Source organism: Mesorhizobium sp. WSM4808, assembly GCF_055811675.1.
Genome location: NZ_JBVVQX010000008.1, coordinates 1 through 18,226 on the forward strand (window position 1 = coordinate 1; position 18,226 = coordinate 18,226).

Below are 18,226 nucleotides of genomic sequence, written 5' to 3' on the forward strand. Positions count from 1 at the left end.
GTTCGCCGCAGCGCCGCGCCAACCCAACCGCTTGGCGCTGCCGCGAACCCATCATAAGGGGGAAAACTGTTACCTATCTATCCGGTTCAAACTGTTACCCATCTATCGGCTGGACACCGGCAGGGCGATGAGGGGCGGCGCAGAACGACCAAGATTTGGGCCTACCACCTGAGCCAAGCTCTGAAACAAAACCGCACCGCAAATGAAACAATCCCGCCACGGGTCCGGCATCGTGCCGACACAATCGCAAGAGATAAACGCGGGAAATGAGGGGTTCGCGGCCATGACCAGCACAGCAAGATTCCACGCCATCGACAGCGATGCCGAATTGCCCGCACGCCTGCGCCCGGCCGACATCAACGCCCCGAAAATGATCAGCCAGGCTGCCGGCCCGTTCGAAGTGCCCGGCGAGACCGGCAAGGGACCATCCATGCGCGACGCGTTGATGACCGGCCTGCTGGTGATCTATCCGACCGTGGCCACGGTGGTGGCGATCGTCGCCGGCCTGGTGCTGGCCAGCGCCAACGGCACCTGAGCCTATTTCGGCCGCCTGAAAGCCTTCCGCTGCTTCTCGACCTCTTTGCGGCAGACGCAGCCCTCGAGGTGGTCGTTGACCAGGCCCATGGCCTGCATGAAGGCGTAGACCGTGGTCGGGCCGACAAAGCTCCAGCCGCGTTTCTTCAGCTCCTTCGAAATCCGCACCGAGACGGCCGTTGTCGGGTTGGCGCGCAGATGGGCGAGGTCGACGATTTGCGGCCGCTCGTCCTTACCGGGTTCGAACTTCCAGAACCAGGCGGCCAGTGAGCCGAATTCATCGGCCATCTCGCGGGCGCGCTTGGCGTTGTTGATGGTCGAGACGATCTTGCCGCGATGGCGGATGATGCCGGCATTGCCGAGCAGGCGTTCGACATCCTTGTCGGTGAAGGCGGCGACCTTGTCGAACTCGAAATTGGCGAAGGCTTCGCGAAAATTCTCCCGCTTGCGCAGGATGGTCAGCCACGACAGGCCCGACTGAAAGCCTTCGAGGCAGATCTTTTCGAACAGCCTGCGGTCGTCGGCCACAGGCCGGCCCCATTCATGATCGTGGTAGTGCAGATAGTCGGGCAGATTGCCGTGCCAGAAGCAGCGCGCGACACCATCGGGACCAGCAAGCAGGCCGGTGTTTTCCTTGTCCATAAGCCAAAATCCGTTCGTTAACGCGCTTTGCGCGGCATTTACTGCGGCTTTACCAGATTCCTGAACCCGGCGGTAACCACACCGAAAGGTTTACTGACAAAGCCGCATTTTACGCATTCCGATTCATGTTTCGGTTGCTGCTTGCGCACCAATGATCGCCGAACCGGGAGGACGTTTCCACCCGTTTTGTATCAGACGATCAAGGTGCGTTACGATGAAGACAGTTCTGTTTCCCGTGCTCGGCGCCGTGGCTATGTTTGCCGCCGGCGTCACACCCTCCACCGCCGGCGACCGCTATGCCGACAGGCCGCCGGTAATGGTGAGCCCCGACCTTTCCGCACCCTGGGTGCTGCAGCTTGGCCAGGCACCCGGTATCGTGCGCCAGAACCGCCAGGTCGTCCAGCAACAGCGGCGCCTGCGCCTGGCGCAGCCCGACCGCGTGCAGACGGCGGCGGTGCAGCCGCCGGCCAAGCGCATGGTCGCGCGTCCTCAGATCAACCCGATCTACCTGCCGCAGGAAGTCGACTATGACGGAGGCCAGAAGCCGGGCACGATCGTCATCGACACCACCCAGAACTTCCTCTACCTCGTCGAGAAGAACGGCAAGGCAAGGCGCTATGGCGTCGGCACCGGCAAGCCGGGCTTCGAATGGTCGGGTACGCACAACATCACCAACAAGCGCGAGTGGCCGGACTGGCGCCCGCCGGCGCAGATGATCAAACGCGAAGCCGCCAAGGGCCGCTATCTGCCGACCTATCTTGCCGGCGGCGCGGAGAACCCGCTTGGCGCCCGCGCGCTCTACCTCGGCACGACCGAATACCGCATCCACGGCACCAACCAGCCCTGGACGATCGGCGGCGCGGTGTCGTCGGGCTGCATCCGCATGCGCAACGAGGACGTCGTCGACCTTTATGAGCGGGTCAATGTCGGAACCACGGTCGAGGTGATATAATAGGTCCTGCGAATCACCTGGCCAGCAAAGCAGTCCGCTTTTCGAGGCCAGTTTAGGGATAACGGGGGACGGGCCGTATGGGGATGCGGCCGGCCAGGAAGGGCAGCACGGGAAACCGCGCTGCCCTTTCCGTTTTTGAGCAGAAATCGAGGGCAAAAGGTCACCGACGCGTCGCGCAACGGGCATAGCGGTTCGCTTTCGTGCTGCCCTTTACCGCATTCTTTTGCTATCCCGGTGGCTAGTTCCACAAAAGAGTTCACCCATGCCCCTGTCCGAAGACAGCCGTTATCTCAAGGGCGGCCCGGTAGCCCAGCGCATCATCGCCGCCGTTGCCGAGGACGCAGCGATCGCCAAAGCTGAGGGTTTTCCGCCCAAGCTGATCTCGATCACCGTCGGCGACACCGATGCGGTGGATGTTTATGTGCGCAACCAGCGCGCCAAGGCTGAGCTCGCCGGCATCGATTTCGAGGAGCGGCGCTTTCCCGCCACCATCACGGCAGGCGAACTGGAAGCTGCGATCCACGGCCTGAATGCCGATCCGCGCGTCACCGGCATTATCATCCAGCGGCCGGTGCCCGCGCACATCCCGATCAGGACACTGCAGGCGGCGGTGCATCCGCTGAAGGACGTCGAAGGCATGCATCCGGCCTCGATCGGCAACATCGTCTACAACCAGCTCGATCTCGCGCCTTGCACGGCGGCCGCCTCGGTCGAACTGCTCAAGGAAACCGGCCTCGACCTCAAGGGACTGGAAGTCGTCATCGTCGGCCATTCGGAAATCGTCGGCAAGCCGATCGCCTTCCTGTTGATGAGCGAAGGCGCGACGGTGACGGTCTGCCACCACATGACGCGATCGGTCGCCGCGCATGCAAGGCGCGCCGACGCGCTGTTCGTCGCCGTCGGCAGGCCGCGGCTGATCAAGGCCGACATGGTCAAGCCGGGCGCCGCCGTCATCGACATCGGCATCAATTCCGAAATCGGGCCTGACGGCTCCAGCCGCATCGTCGGCGACGTCGACACCGAAAGCGTGCGCGAGGTCGCCTCCTGGATCACCCCGGTGCCGGGCGGCGTCGGCCCGATCACGGTCGCCATCCTGCTGCGCAACACGATGGTGGCGCTCAGCCGCCAGCGTGCGCTTTATGAGGCGACCTACGGTACGGCCGACAGGCTTGCGGCGGAGTAAGGACAGGGCGACGCCAAAGGCCCCCTCACCCAGCCTCCGCTTCGCCCGGCTGACCTCTCCCGAGGGGAGAGGAGGCTGTCACCGCCGGCGCAAATCTCTTCTCCCCAACGGGGAGAAGGTGGCCGCGAAGCGGCCGGATGAGGGGGATTTGCCGTAACTCTGACAGCGCGCCACGCTACTCAGCCGCAGCCAGCCTTGCCTCGGGGATCCCCTCCGGCATCGGTCCACCATAAGCCCAGTCGAGCAGCTTGATCGTGTGCACCACCGGCAGCTTGGCGGCGGAAGCGATCTGGGTGATGCAGCCGATGTTGCCGGTGGCGACGATCGAAGCCCCCGTCGCCTCGATGTTTTTCACCTTGCGGTCGCGCAGCTTGGCCGAGATCTCGGGCTGCAGGATGTTGTAGGTGCCGGCCGAACCGCAGCACAAATGCCCTTCGCGCGGCTCGCGCACGACGAAGCCGGCCTTGGCGAGCAGTTCCTTCGGCTGGCGGGTGATCTTCTGGCCGTGCTGCATCGAACAGGCCGAGTGATAGGCGACAACCGTGCCCGGCTTGCGCACCGGTTCAGGCAGATCGAAGGTCGAGAGATATTCGGTGATGTCCTTGGCCAGCGCCGAAACGCGCGCGGCCTTGTCGGCATAGGCCGGATCCAGCCGCAGCATGAAACCGTAGTCCTTGATCGTCGTGCCGCAGCCGGATGCAGTGATGACGATGGCATCGAGCCCGCCTTGTTCGATGGCGCGCGTCCAGGCATCGACATTCTGCCTCGCCGAGGCAAGCGCGGCCTGCTCGCGCCCCATATGATGCACCAGCGCGCCGCAGCAGCCCTCGCCCGGCGGCACCACGACCTCGACGCCGAGCCGCGTCAGCAGCGAAATCGTGGCGTCGTTGATGGCGGGATCGAGCACCGATTGCGCGCAGCCAGTGAGGATAGCGACGCGGCCTCTTTTGCTCCCCTGCCCGGCATGGATGCCTGGCGAGCCCATCGGCGAAGCTGCCGGGATCGAGGCCGGCGCGAGCTTGAGCATCGCACTGAGCGGCTTCAGCGCCGGAACCTTGTCGAACAAGCCTATAAACGGCTTGCCCAGCTTCGCCAGCTTGAGCGCGGCGCGAAACCGCTGGGGATAAGGCAGCACGAAGGCCAGCATGGCGCGGGTCAGTCGATCGAGCAGCGGCCGCTTGTAGGTCTCCTGGATATGGGCGCGGGCATGGTCGACCAGATGCATGTAGTTCACGCCCGACGGGCAGGTGGTCATGCAGGCGAGGCACGACAGGCATCGATCGATATGGGTGACGATCTGCTTGTCGGCGGGACGGCCATTTTCCAGCATGTCCTTGATCAGGTAGATGCGCCCGCGCGGTGAATCGAGCTCGTTGCCAAGCGTCACATAGGTCGGGCAGGTGGCGGTGCAGAAGCCGCAATGCACGCATTTGCGCAGGATCCTTTCCGATTCCGCGACATGCGGATCGGCAAGCTGGGCAAGCGAAAAATTGGTCTGCATCGCGTTGGATCCTAAGCCATTCGGCCGGGATTGAGGATGTTTTTGGGGTCGAATTCCTGCTTCAGGCGCTGGCTGAGTGCGGCAAGTGCGGGCGGCTGCGGCTCGAACACCGGCAGAGCGGCGCGATGCGAAGGTGCGGCACGCACCAGCGTCGCATGGCCGCCGCCATGTTTCCTCAACAGCCCGCGCAGCAGGGCGGCTTCCGGATCGCCTTGTTCCATGCGCAGCCACACCAGCCCGCCCTGCCAGTCATAGAAGGCGCTGACGGCGGCCTGCATGCGCAGCGTCAGGACCATCTGGTGGCACTGTCCCGGCGTCATCGAGACACGCCAGACCGGTTTCTCGCTGTTGTCGGCGAAGGGCCTGCAATCGCGTACATCGCGCCAGATCAGCCGTGAAGCGTCACCGGCAATCTCCTGCAGCGGCCCGGCCTTGCCGAGCAGCGTTTTCAGCGCGGCGATGCGGTAGGCAACCGACGGGCCGAAGCCTTCGACGCGCAGCAGCGTCGCGGCATCGTTGCCGAGACTGCCATTGGCGACCCGTGCAGCGATGCGCTCCGGCAGATGGGCCGCACTCGACACTTCCGCGCTGGAACCGAGCGCCAGGGCCATGGCGGCGGCCGCGGCATCGTCGAGCAGGCCACGGATGGCGAGCGTGACTTCGGTCTCGGCTGCCGGCAGCACCTTGAAGGTGACGTCGGTGAATACGGCCAGCGTGCCCCAGCTGTTGGCCATCAGCTTGGACATGTCATAGCCGGTGACGTTCTTGACCACGCGGCCGCCCGACTTGAAGGACTCGCCGCGACCGGACACGACATTGATGCCCAGGACATGATCGCGCGCAGCCCCTGCCTTGAGCCGGCGCGGCCCGGAGAGGTTCGCGGCGAGCACACCGCCGATGGTGCCTCTGCCAGGCTCGCCGCCAAGCAGCGGACCGTAGTCCATCGGCTCGAAGCCAAGCTGCTGGCCGTTTTCCGCCAGCAGCTTTTCGATCTCGGCCAGCGGTGTGCCTGCCTTGGCCGACAGCACCAGTTCAGCCGGTTCATAGAGCGTGACGCCAGAGAGTTTCGACAGGTCGAGCGTGTGTTCGGTTTGCAGCGGCCGGCCGACGCCACGCTTGGAGCCGTGGCCGAGGATTTCCAGCGGCGAGCCTTCCGCCGCTGCCCAGGCGACGGTGGAGAGAACTTCGTCTGACGTGGTTGGGGTGAAAGTAGTCAAAGCCTGTGCTCCCGAAGCCTTTCGAGCACGGCTTCGCCCCGTGGCGACAGCCGATAACCGATCTGGAGACTCTCGGTGAGTCCGAGTTCCCCAAGCTTGCGGACATCCTGCTTGAACTTCAGCTTTTCGACACCGGCCTTGTCGGCCAGGACAGCAGCCGGCACTTCCGGATGGGCGCCGATCGCCTGCAGGATCCACAGGAAGTAGCCGGGTGCCGTTTTGTCCCAGCGCGCAAAACGCTGGGTCAAGGCATGCCAGTCCTCATCGGAAAGCACGGCGTCGCCGCGCAGGGCAACGCGTTCGTCGGGCTCGATGCCTTTGAGCTCGATGCGATAGACCGGGGTACCGTCATCGGGGCCAAGCATCTCCTGAAGGGCTCCTCGGGACGGAAAGCCGGCTGCGGTCGCGTCTTTCTCCGTCAATTCGGAGCCGCTCGCGATCGAGATGTCCCCGATCCTAACCGCACCTGACGCCGTTCTGACCCGCCCGCCGGCCTTGACGGTCGGCCGCTTCCAGCGGCGAAACGCGAGCGTCACTTCATTGCGCGCGATCTTGTCCAGCAAGGATTGTTTGAACAGCAACTCAAACCTCACTCGGGCATACGGTGAAACCTATGCCAGAAGCAGGTGCGGAAATGCCGCGATCCTTCGCACCCCCCTCTGTCCTTCCGGACATCTCCCCCGCAAGGGGGGAGATCAGATCGCTACGCCGGCTTTCGCCAATCCCATCGGTTGAAAAACAAGCATCAACATTGCGACCAGCCAATCTCCCCCCTTGAGGGGGAGATGTCCGGCAGGACAGAGGGGGGTGTTCAAGCGCCGACATATCCCTCAAAACCTCGGAATGTCCGGAAACGGCAGCTTGCCGCCGGAAATGTGCATGCGGCCGAGTTCGGCGCATCGCCGCAGCTGCGGGAACACTTTTCCCGGGTTGAGCAGATGGTTGGGATCGAAGGCGCATTTGACGCGCATCTGCTGGTCGAGATCGATCTGCGTGAACATTTCCGGCATCAGGTCGCGTTTTTCCACGCCCACACCGTGTTCGCCGGTCAACACGCCGCCGACCTTGACGCAGAGCCGCAATATGTCGGCGCCGAAGCTTTCGGCCTTGTCGAGTTCGCCCGGTACGTTGGCATCGTAGAGGATCAGCGGATGCAGATTGCCGTCGCCGGCGTGAAAGACATTGGCGACGCCGAGACCGTATTTTTCCGACAGCTCGCGCATGCCGGCGAGCACGCGCGGCAGCTCCTTGCGCGGGATGGTGCCGTCCATGCAGTAGTAGTCGGGCGAGATGCGGCCGACGGCCGGAAACGCCGCCTTGCGGCCGGCCCAGAAGCTCAGCCGTTCCTGTTCGGACTGCGAAATGCGGCAGGTGGTCGAGCCGTTCTTGTAGGCGATGGCCTCGACAAGACCGATCAGATGATCGACCTCGACGCCCGGCCCGTCGAGCTCGACGATCAGCAGCGCTTCGACATCCAGGGGATAGCCGGCATGGACGAAATCCTCGGCGGCGTGGATCGCCGGCCGGTCCATCATCTCCATGCCGCCCGGAATGATGCCGGCGCCGATGATGTCGGCGACGCACTGGCCGCCCTGCTCACTGGTCGGGAAGCCGATCAGCAGTGCGCGAGCCGTCTCCGGTTTCTTCAGGATGCGCACGGTGACCTCGGTGACGACGCCAAGCAGCCCTTCCGAACCCGTCATGACGCCGAGCAAGTCATAACCTTCCGCATCGAGGTGACTGCCGCCGAGCCGTACCACTTCGCCATTCATCAGCACCATCTCGATGCCGAGCACATTGTTGGCGGTGAGGCCATATTTCAGGCAGTGCACGCCGCCGGAATTTTCGGCGACATTGCCGCCGATCGAGCAGGCGATCTGGGAGGATGGATCGGGGGCGTAGTAAAAGCCCTCCTGCTCGACGGCGGTGGTGATGCCGAGATTGGTGACGCCCGGCTGGGCAACGACGACGCGATTGGGGAAATCGATCTCGAGGATACGGTTGAAGCGGCTCATCACCAAAAGCACCGCGTCCTCGAGCGGCAGCGCGCCGCCCGACAGCGAGGTGCCGGAGCCGCGCGGCACGACGCGGATGTTGCGATCATTGCAGTATTTCAGCACGCGCGACACCTGCGCCACGGTTTGCGGCAGAACAACAACCAGCGGCAGCTGCCGATAGGCGGTCAGGCCGTCGCTCTCGAAGGCGCGCATGGAATTGGCGGCGTCGACGACGCCCTCACCCGGCACGATGATGCGCAAGTCCGCGACGATCTCGTCGCGCCGGCGCATCGTGGCGTCGTCTGGTTTCGGCATGGCCAAGCCGGACATCGGTAGCCTCATTTCGCTTGACTGGTCAAAATCTTTTACCAGTGAAGCGCGCTGGGTGCAAATCCTGTGATGGTTGGGGATCCGGCATCAAGGCTGGGGCAAGCTTCCGCAGCGGCAATCTGCCGCTGTCTCACCCTCCCCCGCGCGGCGCTCTACGAGGACCCCCACCCCGTCTCACGATCTTCGCTTCGCTGCGATCATGAGCCGACCCTCCCCACAAGGGGGAGGGTGAGCAGATCTATTCGCCGGGCGGCTTGCCGGGCTCGGAGTGCATCCGGCGCACGCGGCGTACGCCCCACCAGACCAGCAGGATGGCGACAGGCACCGAAGCCGCGGTAATGATCTCCGGTGCGAAGGCATGGCCGAAGATCGAGGCACCCTTGGCGACATAGCCGACAAGGCCGACCACATAATAGGAGACGGCGGCGACCGAGAGCCCCTCGACGGTCTGCTGCAGGCGCAGTTGCAGGCGGGCGCGGTTGTTCATCGAGGCAAGCAGGTCGCGGTTCTGCTTCTCGACCTCGACATCGACCCAGGTGCGCAGCAGCGTCGTGGCGCGGGTCAGTTTTCGCGACAGATTTTCCTGCCGCTCCTCGACCGAGCGGCAGGTGCGCATTGCGGGCGCCACCCGGCGCTGCAGGAACCCGCGCCATGTGTCATAGCCGGGCACAGCCTCTTCCTCGAGCGCCTCCAGCCGTTCGCCAACGATGCCGTTATAGGCGCGGCTGGCGCCGAAACGGTAAAGGCTCGATGCCGCGTCCGCCTCCAGCTCCGCCGCAAGTTCGGTCAGATCGGCCAGCAAGGTCTGGCTGTCGCGAGTCCCGGTGACCTTCATCTCCAACGTGGTCTGCGCCAGCCGGTCTTCGATGCGGCGGGCGCGGCCGGACAAGGTCAGCGCCAGCGGCAGGCCGAGCATGGCCAGCGTCCGATAGGTCTCGATGTCGATAAGCCGCTGCGACAACGCGCCGGTACGCGCCGGGGTCAAGCCGCGATCGAGCAGCAGCATGCGCGTCAGACCATCGCCGTCCTGGCGAAAATCGGTGATGATGGCCGCGTTTCCGCGCTCGACCAGCGAGTAGCACAAGCTGGTCGGATCGAAACCGGCTATCAGCTGCTCGCTCGCTTGCGTCCATTTGCGGATTTCGAGCCTGATGCCGGAGATGCAGGTTCCCGGCGGCGAAAACCCGTTGCCGAAGGGGGAGTCCTCCTGCGTCCTGCCGCTTTCGGAAAGCGGCCCTTCCCACAAATAGGTCGAGAACTCGGTGTGACGCTCCCAGCGCAGCGAGCCCTTGCCCCATTTCATGGCATGATGGCGGGCCTGGCGGTCGGGCGCGGCGATGCCGAGGCGCCGCGACAATTCGGAAAGCACCGCGTGGTCGACGCCCGAGCCACCCTCCGTCATGAAGGCGAGTTGCATCAGGACGCGTGGCTTTTCGATCAGCGGGTGCGGCCGGGCATGAACCTCGCCGAGTGCGCCGGGCCGGCCCTCATGCGCGGGAAAGCCCATGACGCTGCCCTTGGCGCGCGGCTGGAATTCGAGATCGGACGGGTCGTCTGACACGGCTTGTTCCCTGAGTTTCCTTGAACCTCTTGCACCCGCGTCCCTCTAGTGCCAATGGCCTGATGACGCAAACGGCAAAGGTAGCCGAAGATGATGGCATCGGGCGGAAAATCGGCCCCCTTTTGTCAATTGGATAAATAATTTGACCAGTTGGCGAGGCAGGCTCTATTCTGCGACACCGGTTCACCTTCCAGGCATTCTGTTGAGCGACATTTTTTCCAGGATCGAGCATTCGCGCACCGCCGACGAGGTGGTGCAGCAAATCGAGAGCCTCATCCTCGAAGGCGTGCTGCGCACCGGCGACCGGCTGCCGGGCGAGCGCGAGCTTGCACGCCAGTTCGACGTATCCCGGCCGATCCTGCGTGATGCGCTGAAGTCACTGGAAGGACGCGGCCTTTTGACGACAAGGCCCGGCGGCGGCACGCATGTCGCCGATGTCATCGGCCAGCTCTTCACCAAACCGGTGACGGACCTGATCTCGATGCACCGCAAGGCAGTGACCGATTATCTGGAATATCGCCGCGAGATCGAAGGGGTCGCGGCTGAATACGCGGCACGGCGCGCCACTGCGGACGACATGGCGCTGCTCGACAAGATCATGGCACGTATGGACGATGCGCACCGGACCGGCGACTTCGACGACGAGGCCGAGATCGATGTCGAGTTCCACCACGCGATCTGCGAATGCGCGCACAACATCATCCTTTTGCACACGTTGCGTTCCTGTTACCGGCTGTTGTCGGAGGGCGTGTTCCAGAACCGGCTGCTGGTGTTCAGCGTGCCCGGCGCGCGCGACGCCCTGCTGGCGCAGCACCGCGCGATCCATGCGGCGGTGAAGGCCGGCGATCCGGATGCTGCCCGGCAAGCGGCGATGGACCACATCACCTATGTCGAACGGTCGATGGCGGAAGCCGAGCGCAGCGGCGACTGGCAGCGCGTTTCGCGACTGAGGCTGAAGCAGCGGGTCGAAGCCACCGATACCGAACCTGCACGCAAACGCTCCTAGCTATCGAAACGGGAAGCCCATGAGCCAGATCCTGACCATCGCCGACCTCAAGGACCTCGCCCGCCGGCGCGTGCCGAAGATGTTCTTCGACTATGCCGATTCCGGTTCGTGGACCGAAAGCACGTATCGGGCCAACGAAGAGGACTTTCAGAAGATCAAGTTCCGCCAGCGCGTGCTCGTCGACATGGACAACCGTTCGCTGGCATCGACGATGATCGGCGAAAAAGTGTCTATGCCGGTGGCATTGGCGCCAACCGGCATGACCGGCATGCAGCACGCCAATGGCGAGATGGTGGCGGCTCAGGCGGCGGAGGAATTCGGCGTGCCGTTCACCTTGTCGACGATGAGCATCTGCTCCATCGAGGATGTCGCCTCGGTAACCACGAAGCCGTTCTGGTTTCAGCTCTATGTGCTGCGTGACAAGGAGTTCGTGCTCAACCTGATCGATAGGGCAAAGGCGGCGAAATGCTCGGCGCTCGTGCTGACGCTCGACCTGCAGATTCTCGGTCAGCGCCACAAGGACATCCGCAACGGGCTTTCGGCGCCACCCAAGCTGACGCTGACGAACATCGTCGACATGGCCATCCGCCCGCGCTGGTGCGCCGCCATGGCCGGCACGAAGCGGCGGACCTTCCGCAACATTGTCGGCCACGCCAAGGGCGTCGGCAACATGGCCTCGCTGGCATCGTGGACGACGGAGCAGTTCGACCCGCATCTGTCGTGGAAGGACGTCGCCTGGATCAAGGAGCGCTGGGGCGGCAAGCTGATCCTCAAGGGCATTCTCGACAAGGAGGACGCGCTGATGGCGGCCAAGACCGGCGCCGACGCGATCATCGTTTCCAACCATGGCGGGCGCCAGCTCGATGGTGCGTCGTCGTCGATCGGCGTTCTGGAAGAGATTGCCGACGCGGTCGGTGACACGATCGAAGTGCATATGGATGGCGGCATCCGCTCCGGCCAGGATGTCCTGAAGGCGCTTTGCCTAGGTGCCAAGGGAACCTATATCGGCCGGCCATTTCTTTACGGCCTGGGTGCGCTTGGCAAGGAAGGGGTTACCAAGGCGTTGGAAATCATCCGCAAGGAGATGGACATCACGCTGGCCCTGTGCGGAAAGCGTCTTGTCACCGACATGGGCAAGGACCAGCTCCGGCGCTAAGCCCGTGACCGCACGACCACGGAGACACCGAAAAATTGGCAGAACCCGGCATCCATTTTCTCGACGCGCATGGGCCGGAAGGTGTGCGTCTTTACGCGATCGGCGATGTCCACGGCCGGCTCGACCTGCTGGCCGCCATGCATCGGCGCATCAGGACCGAGATCGAGCGGGAGGCGCCTGCCGACTGGCGCGTCATCCATCTTGGCGACTATGTCGACCGCGGGCCGGACTCGAAGGGCGTCATCGATTTCCTGATCGAAGCGGAAGAGCGCGACCCTCGTCACCTGATGCTGGCCGGCAACCACGACATCGGTTTTCTCGACTTTCTCAAGACCCCTGACCCGGAAGGGCTTTTCATCCGGTTCGGCGGCATCCAGACGGCACAGTCTTACGGCGTGGCGATCAGTGAAGGCACAAGCGTGTGGTTCGGCAAGGCCGAATCGGCCGTGCGCAAAGGACATCAGGCCCTGGTCGAGGCCGTGCCGCAAAGCCACATCGACTTCCTGCGATCGCTGCCGTTCTCCGCGACTTTCGGGGACTTCTTCTTCTGTCATGCCGGCATCAGGCCGGGCAATCCTCTGGAGAAGCAAAGCCCGCAGGACCTGATCTGGATCCGCGACGTCTTCCACAACCACCCCGACCTCTATCCGAAGATCGTGGTGCACGGCCACACGCCGGTGCCGGAGGCGGAAGTGATGGCCAACCGCGTCAATGTCGACACGCTTGCCTGGCAATCAGGCATGCTGAGCGCGCTCGTCGTCGACGGCGCGGACAAACGCATCCTGACAATGACGATCAAGGAAGCTTGAGCGTCGCGCGTCGGAGGACGCGAAAGGCGCTTTCCGCCTTTAGCGCAGCGAGGCGGTGACGCCGTAACCGTCGACGGCGTTGTGGTTGTTGGCTGCGTCGGCGGCATAGATGCCGAGACCGCACAGCACGATGGCGGACAACATGGCAAAGGACAGAAGCGCTGCTTTCACGGAGGTCATCTCTTGTTGAGCTTTCTGCATCTGTGCACCAGGCGGTTACCAATGCGTTGAAACGGAGAATTCGCTTCAAAGTTTCGACGATTTTGCGCTTCTAGGCATGTTCTGTATCAACGGTGTGTCGCGCGGGTCACACAAAGGTTCATAGCCGTTGCACAGAAGATGCAGAGCGCGCGCCTTCTAGGATGGCGGGCGGACACAAGCCAAGAATGAAACGGTTTTCCCCAGGCGGTTTCACCGCTGCGTGCCAATTATGTCACGCTGGAGGGTACGGAGAGGCCAACACTCAGATGGTCGCTACCCAGGCACGGGCAATGGCGAGGCCAGCGGCATCCGCATCGGGCCCGTTGCGGGCCATTTCAACCATCGAGCTTGCCGGCCCAGTCGGGATGGCGAGCGGCGATGGTCGGGGCAAAGGACGTGCTCCAGTCCTCGACCATCGGCCGGTCGGCCTCGAAATGGAACTGGAAACCGTAGACGGCGCGTCCGACGCGAAATGCCTGGTTCTCGGCGACATCGTTGCCGGCAAGCCGCACGGCGGCCTCGGGCAGCACGAAGGTGTCGTCATGCCACTGGAAGATCGGGAATTTCTCCGGCAGCGCGCCCAGCACCGGATCGCCCTTGGCGTCCGCCGTCAGCGATACGCCGTGCCAGCCGAACTCATTGGCGCCGCCGATGCGGTTTTCGCCGCCGAAGGCACGGGCGACGAGTTGGCTGCCCAGGCAGATGCCGAGCACGGCGCGATCCTTGTCGGCAAAGTCGCGGGTCAGTTCGAGCAGTGCCGGGAAATAGGGGTACTCATCGTCGGCCAGCGCGTTCTGGCCGCCGCCGAGCACGATCATGGCATCATGCCCGGCCGCGTCATCCGGCAGGGGATCGCCTTTGTAAGGGAGACGCAGGTCGAGATCGGCACCCGCTTCCGCAAGTGCTGCGCCGACCTGGCCGAGGCCGGTATTGTCGTAGTTCTGCACCACCAGCACCCGCATCACAAAACCCTGCTGACATGAAAAGATGCGAGGAGCGGTATCATGCCGCTCGCATTGCAGCCAAGATGCGTGTCCGGAGAGAAAACTATGCCACTGCAGAACCGGGTCGATCCGTTCGGTACCATCCACGCCGTGCCTGATCGCGGCCTGTTCACCGGCAATCGCGGCATCATCCACGATCCCGAGACCAAGACGCTCAAGAAGAAGCGCTGGGCGCTTCCGGCCTGGATCATCTGCGTCCGCCAATTCCGCGATGTGCGGCGCGAACCGATGGGCCGCAACCGGAAGGGCGGCAAAGCGGGCTGGACAGAACTGTTCTTCCTCGACGAGGTGACGGCATTGGCGGCCGGGCATCGCCCCTGCTTCTTTTGCCAGCGCGAACGGGCCAGGGATTTCGTCGGCCGCTTCGGCGACGGGTTCGGCATTGCCGAACCGCGCGCGCCGATGGTCGACAAGCGGCTGCACAAGGAGCGGCTGGCCTCGGGCGGCAGGCCGCCAGGGATTGCTGTTGAAGACCTTGCCGGCCTGCCGGACGGCGCCATGGTTGCGGATGGTCGCACTGTTTATGCCCTGCGTAGGGGCAAGACGCTGCGCTGGTCGTTTGCGGGATATGGCCCACCCGCAGATTTCGGCCTGCTCAAAGGCAGGACGCTGTCGCTGCTGACGCCGGCCACGACGCTCGCCGTGCTGCGGCATGGCTTTCGGCCGGTGTGGCATCCTACCGCCGAGGCTTGACGCCGGCGGCCGGCTCGCTCATTCCTCGGCGATGCGCGCCAATTACAAGATGCAACGTCTGTTTGTGCCCGACGATCTCGCGCCGGATGTCGAGTTCGACGCTGGCCAACAGCAGAGCCACTATCTCCTGCATGTGCTGCGGCTTGGCGAAGGCGCCGAAATCCTGGTGTTCAATGGCCGCGACGGGGAGTGGTCAGCGGCCATATCAGCGAAGACGAAAAGGGCGGTGCGGCTGAAGGTGTCAGCGCTGCAGCGGCCGCAGCCGCCGCTGCCTGATCTCGTCTACTGCTTTGCGCCACTGAAGCAGGGCCGGCTCGACTATCTCGTGCAGAAGGCGGTCGAGATGGGCGCCGGCATCCTGCAGCCGGTCATCACCCAGCACACGCAAGTGGCCAAGCCGTCGATCGATCGCCTGCGCGCCAATGTCGTCGAAGCCGCCGAACAATGCGGCATCCTGGCGGTGCCTCAGGTGCGCGAAGCCGAAAAATTCGACCGCCTGCTGACCGGTTGGGACACAGAGCGACGGCTGATCTTCTGCGATGAGGATGCTTCGACCAACAATCCGCTGGCCGCGCTGCAGGCGGTCAAGGAAAAGAAGCTTGGGCTGCTGGTCGGGCCGGAGGGCGGTTTTTCCGACGACGAGCGCAAGATGCTGCGCGCCCTGCCCTTCGTCACCGCCATTCCGCTCGGCCCGCGTATCCTGCGCGCCGACACCGCGGCGGTGGCCGCGCTCGCGGTGATGCAGGCAACTGTCGGAGACTGGTGAGACGTCATCCCTTGCAAGGGATGCAGAGTTCCAGCAACGTTCAATTCCTGTTGACCTGTGGCTCAGGATTTTTCGCTTGATCGTCTGCTGACATTTCGTCCATTTACCGCCGGCGGTCATCCGGCCGCCTCTGAGGGTACCATCATGGCGCGCGATACGACCGATTTCCGCCCGATCGAAGGTGTCGACGAACTCGTCGAGCATCTGGCCGAAGGCAACAAGCCGCGCGACAAATGGCGCATCGGCACCGAGCACGAGAAATTCCCCTTCTATGTCGACGGCAATGCACCGGTCCCCTATGGCGGCGAGCGCGGCATCCGCGCCATTCTCGAAGGCATGCAGTCAAAGCTCGGCTGGGATCCGATCGTCGATGACGGCCGCATCATCGGCCTGGTCGAGCCGACCGGTCAGGGTGCGATTTCGCTGGAACCCGGCGGCCAGTTCGAGCTTTCCGGCGCACCGCTGGAAACGATCCACCAGACCTGCCGCGAGGGCAACGCCCATCTGGCGCAGGTGCGCGAGATCGCCGAGCCGATGGGCATCCGTTTCCTCGGCCTCGGCGGCAGCCCGAAATGGTCGCTGGCCGAGACGCCGAAAATGCCGAAATCGCGCTATGAGATCATGACGCGCTACATGCCCAAGGTCGGCACCAAGGGCCTCGACATGATGTACCGCACCTGCACGATCCAGGTGAATCTCGACTTCGAGAGCGAAGCCGACATGCGCCGCAAGATGCAGGTGTCGTTGAAGCTGCAGCCGCTGTCGACGGCATTGTTCGCCAATTCGCCTTTCACCGAAAGCCACCCGAACGGCTTGCAGAGCTGGCGCGGCGATATCTGGCGCGACACCGACAACCAGCGCTCGGGCCTGCTCGAATTCTGCTTCTCGCCCGATTTCGGTTTCGCCGACTATGTCGAATGGGCGCTCGACGTGCCGATGTATTTCGTCATCCGCGACGGCCACTATCACGACATGACGCACATCACCTTCCGTCAGTTCATGGCCGGTGTCGCGCGCAATCAGGTGCCGGACGGGCTGCCGACAATGGGCGACTGGGCGAACCATCTGTCGACGCTGTTCCCGGACGTGCGGCTGAAGCGCTTCCTTGAGATGCGCGGCGCCGATGGCGGGCCATGGCGGCGCATCTGCGCGCTGCCTGCGTTCTGGGTCGGGCTGCTCTATGATGAAGCCGCACTCGATGCCGCCGAGGCGTTGACGTCGAGCTGGACGTATGAAGAAACGCTGGCGATGCGCAACGCCGTGCCGGAACAAGGCATTTCCGCACCGTTCCGCAACACCACGCTGCGCGAGATCGCGCGAGACGTGATGGTCATTTCCCGCATGGGCCTGAAGAACCGTGGCAAGAAGAACCGCGACGGTTATGACGAGACCTCGTTCCTCAACACGCTTGACGAGGTCGTGGCGCGCGGCACAACCAGCGCCGAGGAGATGCTGTCGGCCTACCACACGCGCTGGGGCGGCTCGATCGAGCCGGTTTTCATGGAATACGCCTATTAACCCTCGGATCTGGCAAAGCTGACCGGCCGGCAAAAGTCGCTTCAATCGGAAGTGGAAACAAACTAGGCTTCTTCGGCGAGGATTTCCGGAGGAGAGACCAATGCCTTCCTTGTTCGACATGCTGACACAGGCCCAGAACGGCAACGGCATGCAGGCGCTTGCCCAGCAATACGGGCTTTCGATGCAGCAGACGCAAGCCGCGGTTGCCGCATTGCTGCCGGCCTTTTCGCAGGGGCTGCAGCGCAACACAGCCGACCCTTACGGGCTCGGCGCCTTCATGACGGCGATGGCCAGCGGCCAGCACGCCAAGTATTTCGAGGACGCAACCCGGGCCTTCTCACCGCAAGGCGTCGAGGAGGGCAACGGCATTCTCGGGCACCTGTTCGGCTCGAAAGACCTGTCGCGCGCCGTGGCCAGCCAGGCGGCGCAAGCCAGCGGCGTCAATCAGCAGATCCTGCAGCAGATGCTGCCGGCGATCGCCTCGATGGTCATGGGCGGGCTGTTCAAGCAGACGACAAATCAGATGCAGGCCGCCGGCGGTTTTGGCGGCGGCAACAATCCGCTGGGCGAGATCATCGAGCAGATGATGCGGCAAGGCGGCGGCATGCAGGCCCCGGCGCCGCAGCCGCGCCAAGCGCCGCCACCCCAGAACCCGATGGACAACCCGCTCGGCAAGGTGTTGCAGGACATGTTCGGCGGCGGTGCGGCTCAGCCACAGCCGCAAAGCCAGCCGCAGCCGCAGCCCAATCCCTACGGCGACAATCCACTCGGCAAGGTGCTGCAGGACATGTTCGGCGGTGGCGCGCCTCAGCCGCAGCCGCAAGGGCGGGCGCAGCCGCAGCCTCAGCAGACACAAAGCCCCTACGGAGACAATCCGCTGGGGAAAATCTTCGAGGAGATGCTGCGGCAAGGTGGCGGTGGCTTAGGCGGCATCCCTGGCGGACAGCCGGCGCCGCAACAGCCTCAAGCGCCCCCACAGCAGCGTCAGGCACCGCAGCCACAGGCCAATCCGAGCGGCAGGCCGAAAAACCCGTTCGACGACCTGTTCGGCAAGATGTTCGAGACCGGCGCCCAGCAGCGTGACGACTACCAGAAGGGAGTCGAGACGATCTTCGACCAGTTCAAGCGGGATATGGACCGACGGTAGGCGACATAC

Annotated in this window: 17 protein-coding genes and 1 pseudogene; 10 read left to right on the forward strand and 8 right to left on the reverse strand. The window is 63.9% G+C overall.

The features are described from left to right. Positions 1 to 283 precede the first annotated feature (283 nt). On the forward strand, positions 284 to 535 hold the full coding sequence (locus tag AC0L2U_RS15865; RefSeq protein ID WP_127268833.1) for a hypothetical protein: 252 nt from the start codon (positions 284 to 286) through the stop codon (positions 533 to 535). Between the two features lie 2 nt (positions 536 to 537). Here the strand turns inward: AC0L2U_RS15865 and AC0L2U_RS15870 are convergent, their stop codons facing one another. Further along, positions 538 to 1,176, reverse strand: a complete 639-nt coding sequence (locus AC0L2U_RS15870) for a DNA-3-methyladenine glycosylase I (RefSeq protein WP_127268832.1) — start codon at positions 1,174 to 1,176, stop codon at positions 538 to 540. Positions 1,177 to 1,390: 214 nt separating this feature from the next. Between AC0L2U_RS15870 and AC0L2U_RS15875 the strand changes: the two genes are divergently transcribed. Continuing rightward, complete coding sequence (locus AC0L2U_RS15875) at positions 1,391 to 2,128, forward strand: L,D-transpeptidase (protein WP_473602171.1); 738 nt, start codon at positions 1,391 to 1,393, stop codon at positions 2,126 to 2,128. Between the two features lie 262 nt (positions 2,129 to 2,390). Next, on the forward strand, positions 2,391 to 3,311 hold the full coding sequence (locus AC0L2U_RS15880) for a bifunctional 5,10-methylenetetrahydrofolate dehydrogenase/5,10-methenyltetrahydrofolate cyclohydrolase (RefSeq protein WP_128289544.1): 921 nt from the start codon (positions 2,391 to 2,393) through the stop codon (positions 3,309 to 3,311). A 175-nt stretch (positions 3,312 to 3,486) separates the two neighbouring features. Here the strand turns inward: AC0L2U_RS15880 and glcF are convergent, their stop codons facing one another. The 5 genes from glcF to AC0L2U_RS15905 form a co-directional block, all read right to left on the reverse strand. Next, positions 3,487 to 4,812, reverse strand: a complete 1,326-nt coding sequence (glcF, locus tag AC0L2U_RS15885) for a glycolate oxidase subunit GlcF (protein WP_127396367.1) — start codon at positions 4,810 to 4,812, stop codon at positions 3,487 to 3,489. Positions 4,813 to 4,823: 11 nt separating this feature from the next. Then, on the reverse strand, positions 4,824 to 6,029 hold the full coding sequence (glcE, locus tag AC0L2U_RS15890; protein WP_292140504.1) for a glycolate oxidase subunit GlcE: 1,206 nt from the start codon (positions 6,027 to 6,029) through the stop codon (positions 4,824 to 4,826). Further along, positions 6,026 to 6,610: an ASCH domain-containing protein gene (locus AC0L2U_RS15895; RefSeq protein WP_127318616.1), complete on the reverse strand. Its 585-nt coding sequence runs from the start codon at positions 6,608 to 6,610 to the stop codon at positions 6,026 to 6,028. Before AC0L2U_RS15895 ends, glcE begins: the two co-directional genes overlap by 4 nt. A 249-nt stretch (positions 6,611 to 6,859) precedes the next feature. After that, a complete protein-coding gene (locus AC0L2U_RS15900) occupies positions 6,860 to 8,356 on the reverse strand; it encodes an FAD-linked oxidase C-terminal domain-containing protein (RefSeq protein ID WP_128289542.1) in 1,497 nt (498 codons plus the stop codon). Positions 8,357 to 8,594: 238 nt separating this feature from the next. Then, positions 8,595 to 9,917, reverse strand: a complete 1,323-nt coding sequence (locus AC0L2U_RS15905) for a DUF3422 family protein (protein WP_128289704.1) — start codon at positions 9,915 to 9,917, stop codon at positions 8,595 to 8,597. A 202-nt stretch (positions 9,918 to 10,119) separates the two neighbouring features. On the opposite strand from AC0L2U_RS15905, the gene AC0L2U_RS15910 reads away from it, so the two are divergent. The 3 genes from AC0L2U_RS15910 to AC0L2U_RS15920 are packed head-to-tail and all read left to right on the forward strand — an operon-like array spanning position 10,120 to position 12,888. Next, a complete protein-coding gene (locus tag AC0L2U_RS15910) occupies positions 10,120 to 10,923 on the forward strand; it encodes a FadR/GntR family transcriptional regulator (RefSeq protein WP_127397229.1) in 804 nt (267 codons plus the stop codon). 19 nt (positions 10,924 to 10,942) lie between these two features. Further along, positions 10,943 to 12,079 carry an alpha-hydroxy acid oxidase gene (locus AC0L2U_RS15915; protein WP_127397228.1) on the forward strand — a complete coding sequence of 379 codons (1,137 nt, stop codon included), beginning with the start codon at positions 10,943 to 10,945 and terminating at the stop codon, positions 12,077 to 12,079. A 35-nt stretch (positions 12,080 to 12,114) separates the two neighbouring features. Next, on the forward strand, positions 12,115 to 12,888 hold the full coding sequence (locus AC0L2U_RS15920; RefSeq protein ID WP_473602172.1) for a metallophosphoesterase: 774 nt from the start codon (positions 12,115 to 12,117) through the stop codon (positions 12,886 to 12,888). Between the two features lie 39 nt (positions 12,889 to 12,927). On the opposite strand, the gene AC0L2U_RS15925 is transcribed toward AC0L2U_RS15920, so the two are convergent. Together AC0L2U_RS15925 and AC0L2U_RS15930 are read right to left on the reverse strand one after the other, a co-directional pair. Further along, the gene (locus tag AC0L2U_RS15925) at positions 12,928 to 13,059 is read right to left on the reverse strand and encodes a hypothetical protein (protein ID WP_013893872.1); all 132 of its coding nucleotides are present in this window, start codon (positions 13,057 to 13,059) and stop codon (positions 12,928 to 12,930) included. Between the two features lie 292 nt (positions 13,060 to 13,351). Further along, positions 13,352 to 14,051, reverse strand: a pseudogene (locus AC0L2U_RS15930) (type 1 glutamine amidotransferase). An 87-nt stretch (positions 14,052 to 14,138) separates the two neighbouring features. Here AC0L2U_RS15930 and AC0L2U_RS15935 point away from each other — a divergent pair. From AC0L2U_RS15935 to AC0L2U_RS15950, 4 genes are all read left to right on the forward strand, one after another. After that, entirely contained in the window at positions 14,139 to 14,786 is a 648-nt protein-coding gene (locus tag AC0L2U_RS15935) for a hypothetical protein (protein WP_128363624.1), read from the forward strand. A gap of 31 nt (positions 14,787 to 14,817) precedes the next feature. Next, complete coding sequence (locus AC0L2U_RS15940; RefSeq protein WP_127382521.1) at positions 14,818 to 15,552, forward strand: 16S rRNA (uracil(1498)-N(3))-methyltransferase; 735 nt, start codon at positions 14,818 to 14,820, stop codon at positions 15,550 to 15,552. A 144-nt stretch (positions 15,553 to 15,696) separates the two neighbouring features. Continuing rightward, positions 15,697 to 17,070, forward strand: a complete 1,374-nt coding sequence (locus AC0L2U_RS15945) for a glutamate--cysteine ligase (RefSeq protein WP_128363625.1) — start codon at positions 15,697 to 15,699, stop codon at positions 17,068 to 17,070. A gap of 100 nt (positions 17,071 to 17,170) precedes the next feature. Continuing rightward, on the forward strand, positions 17,171 to 18,217 hold the full coding sequence (locus AC0L2U_RS15950) for a DUF937 domain-containing protein (RefSeq protein ID WP_473602173.1): 1,047 nt from the start codon (positions 17,171 to 17,173) through the stop codon (positions 18,215 to 18,217). The last annotated feature ends 9 nt before the right edge of the window (positions 18,218 to 18,226 follow it).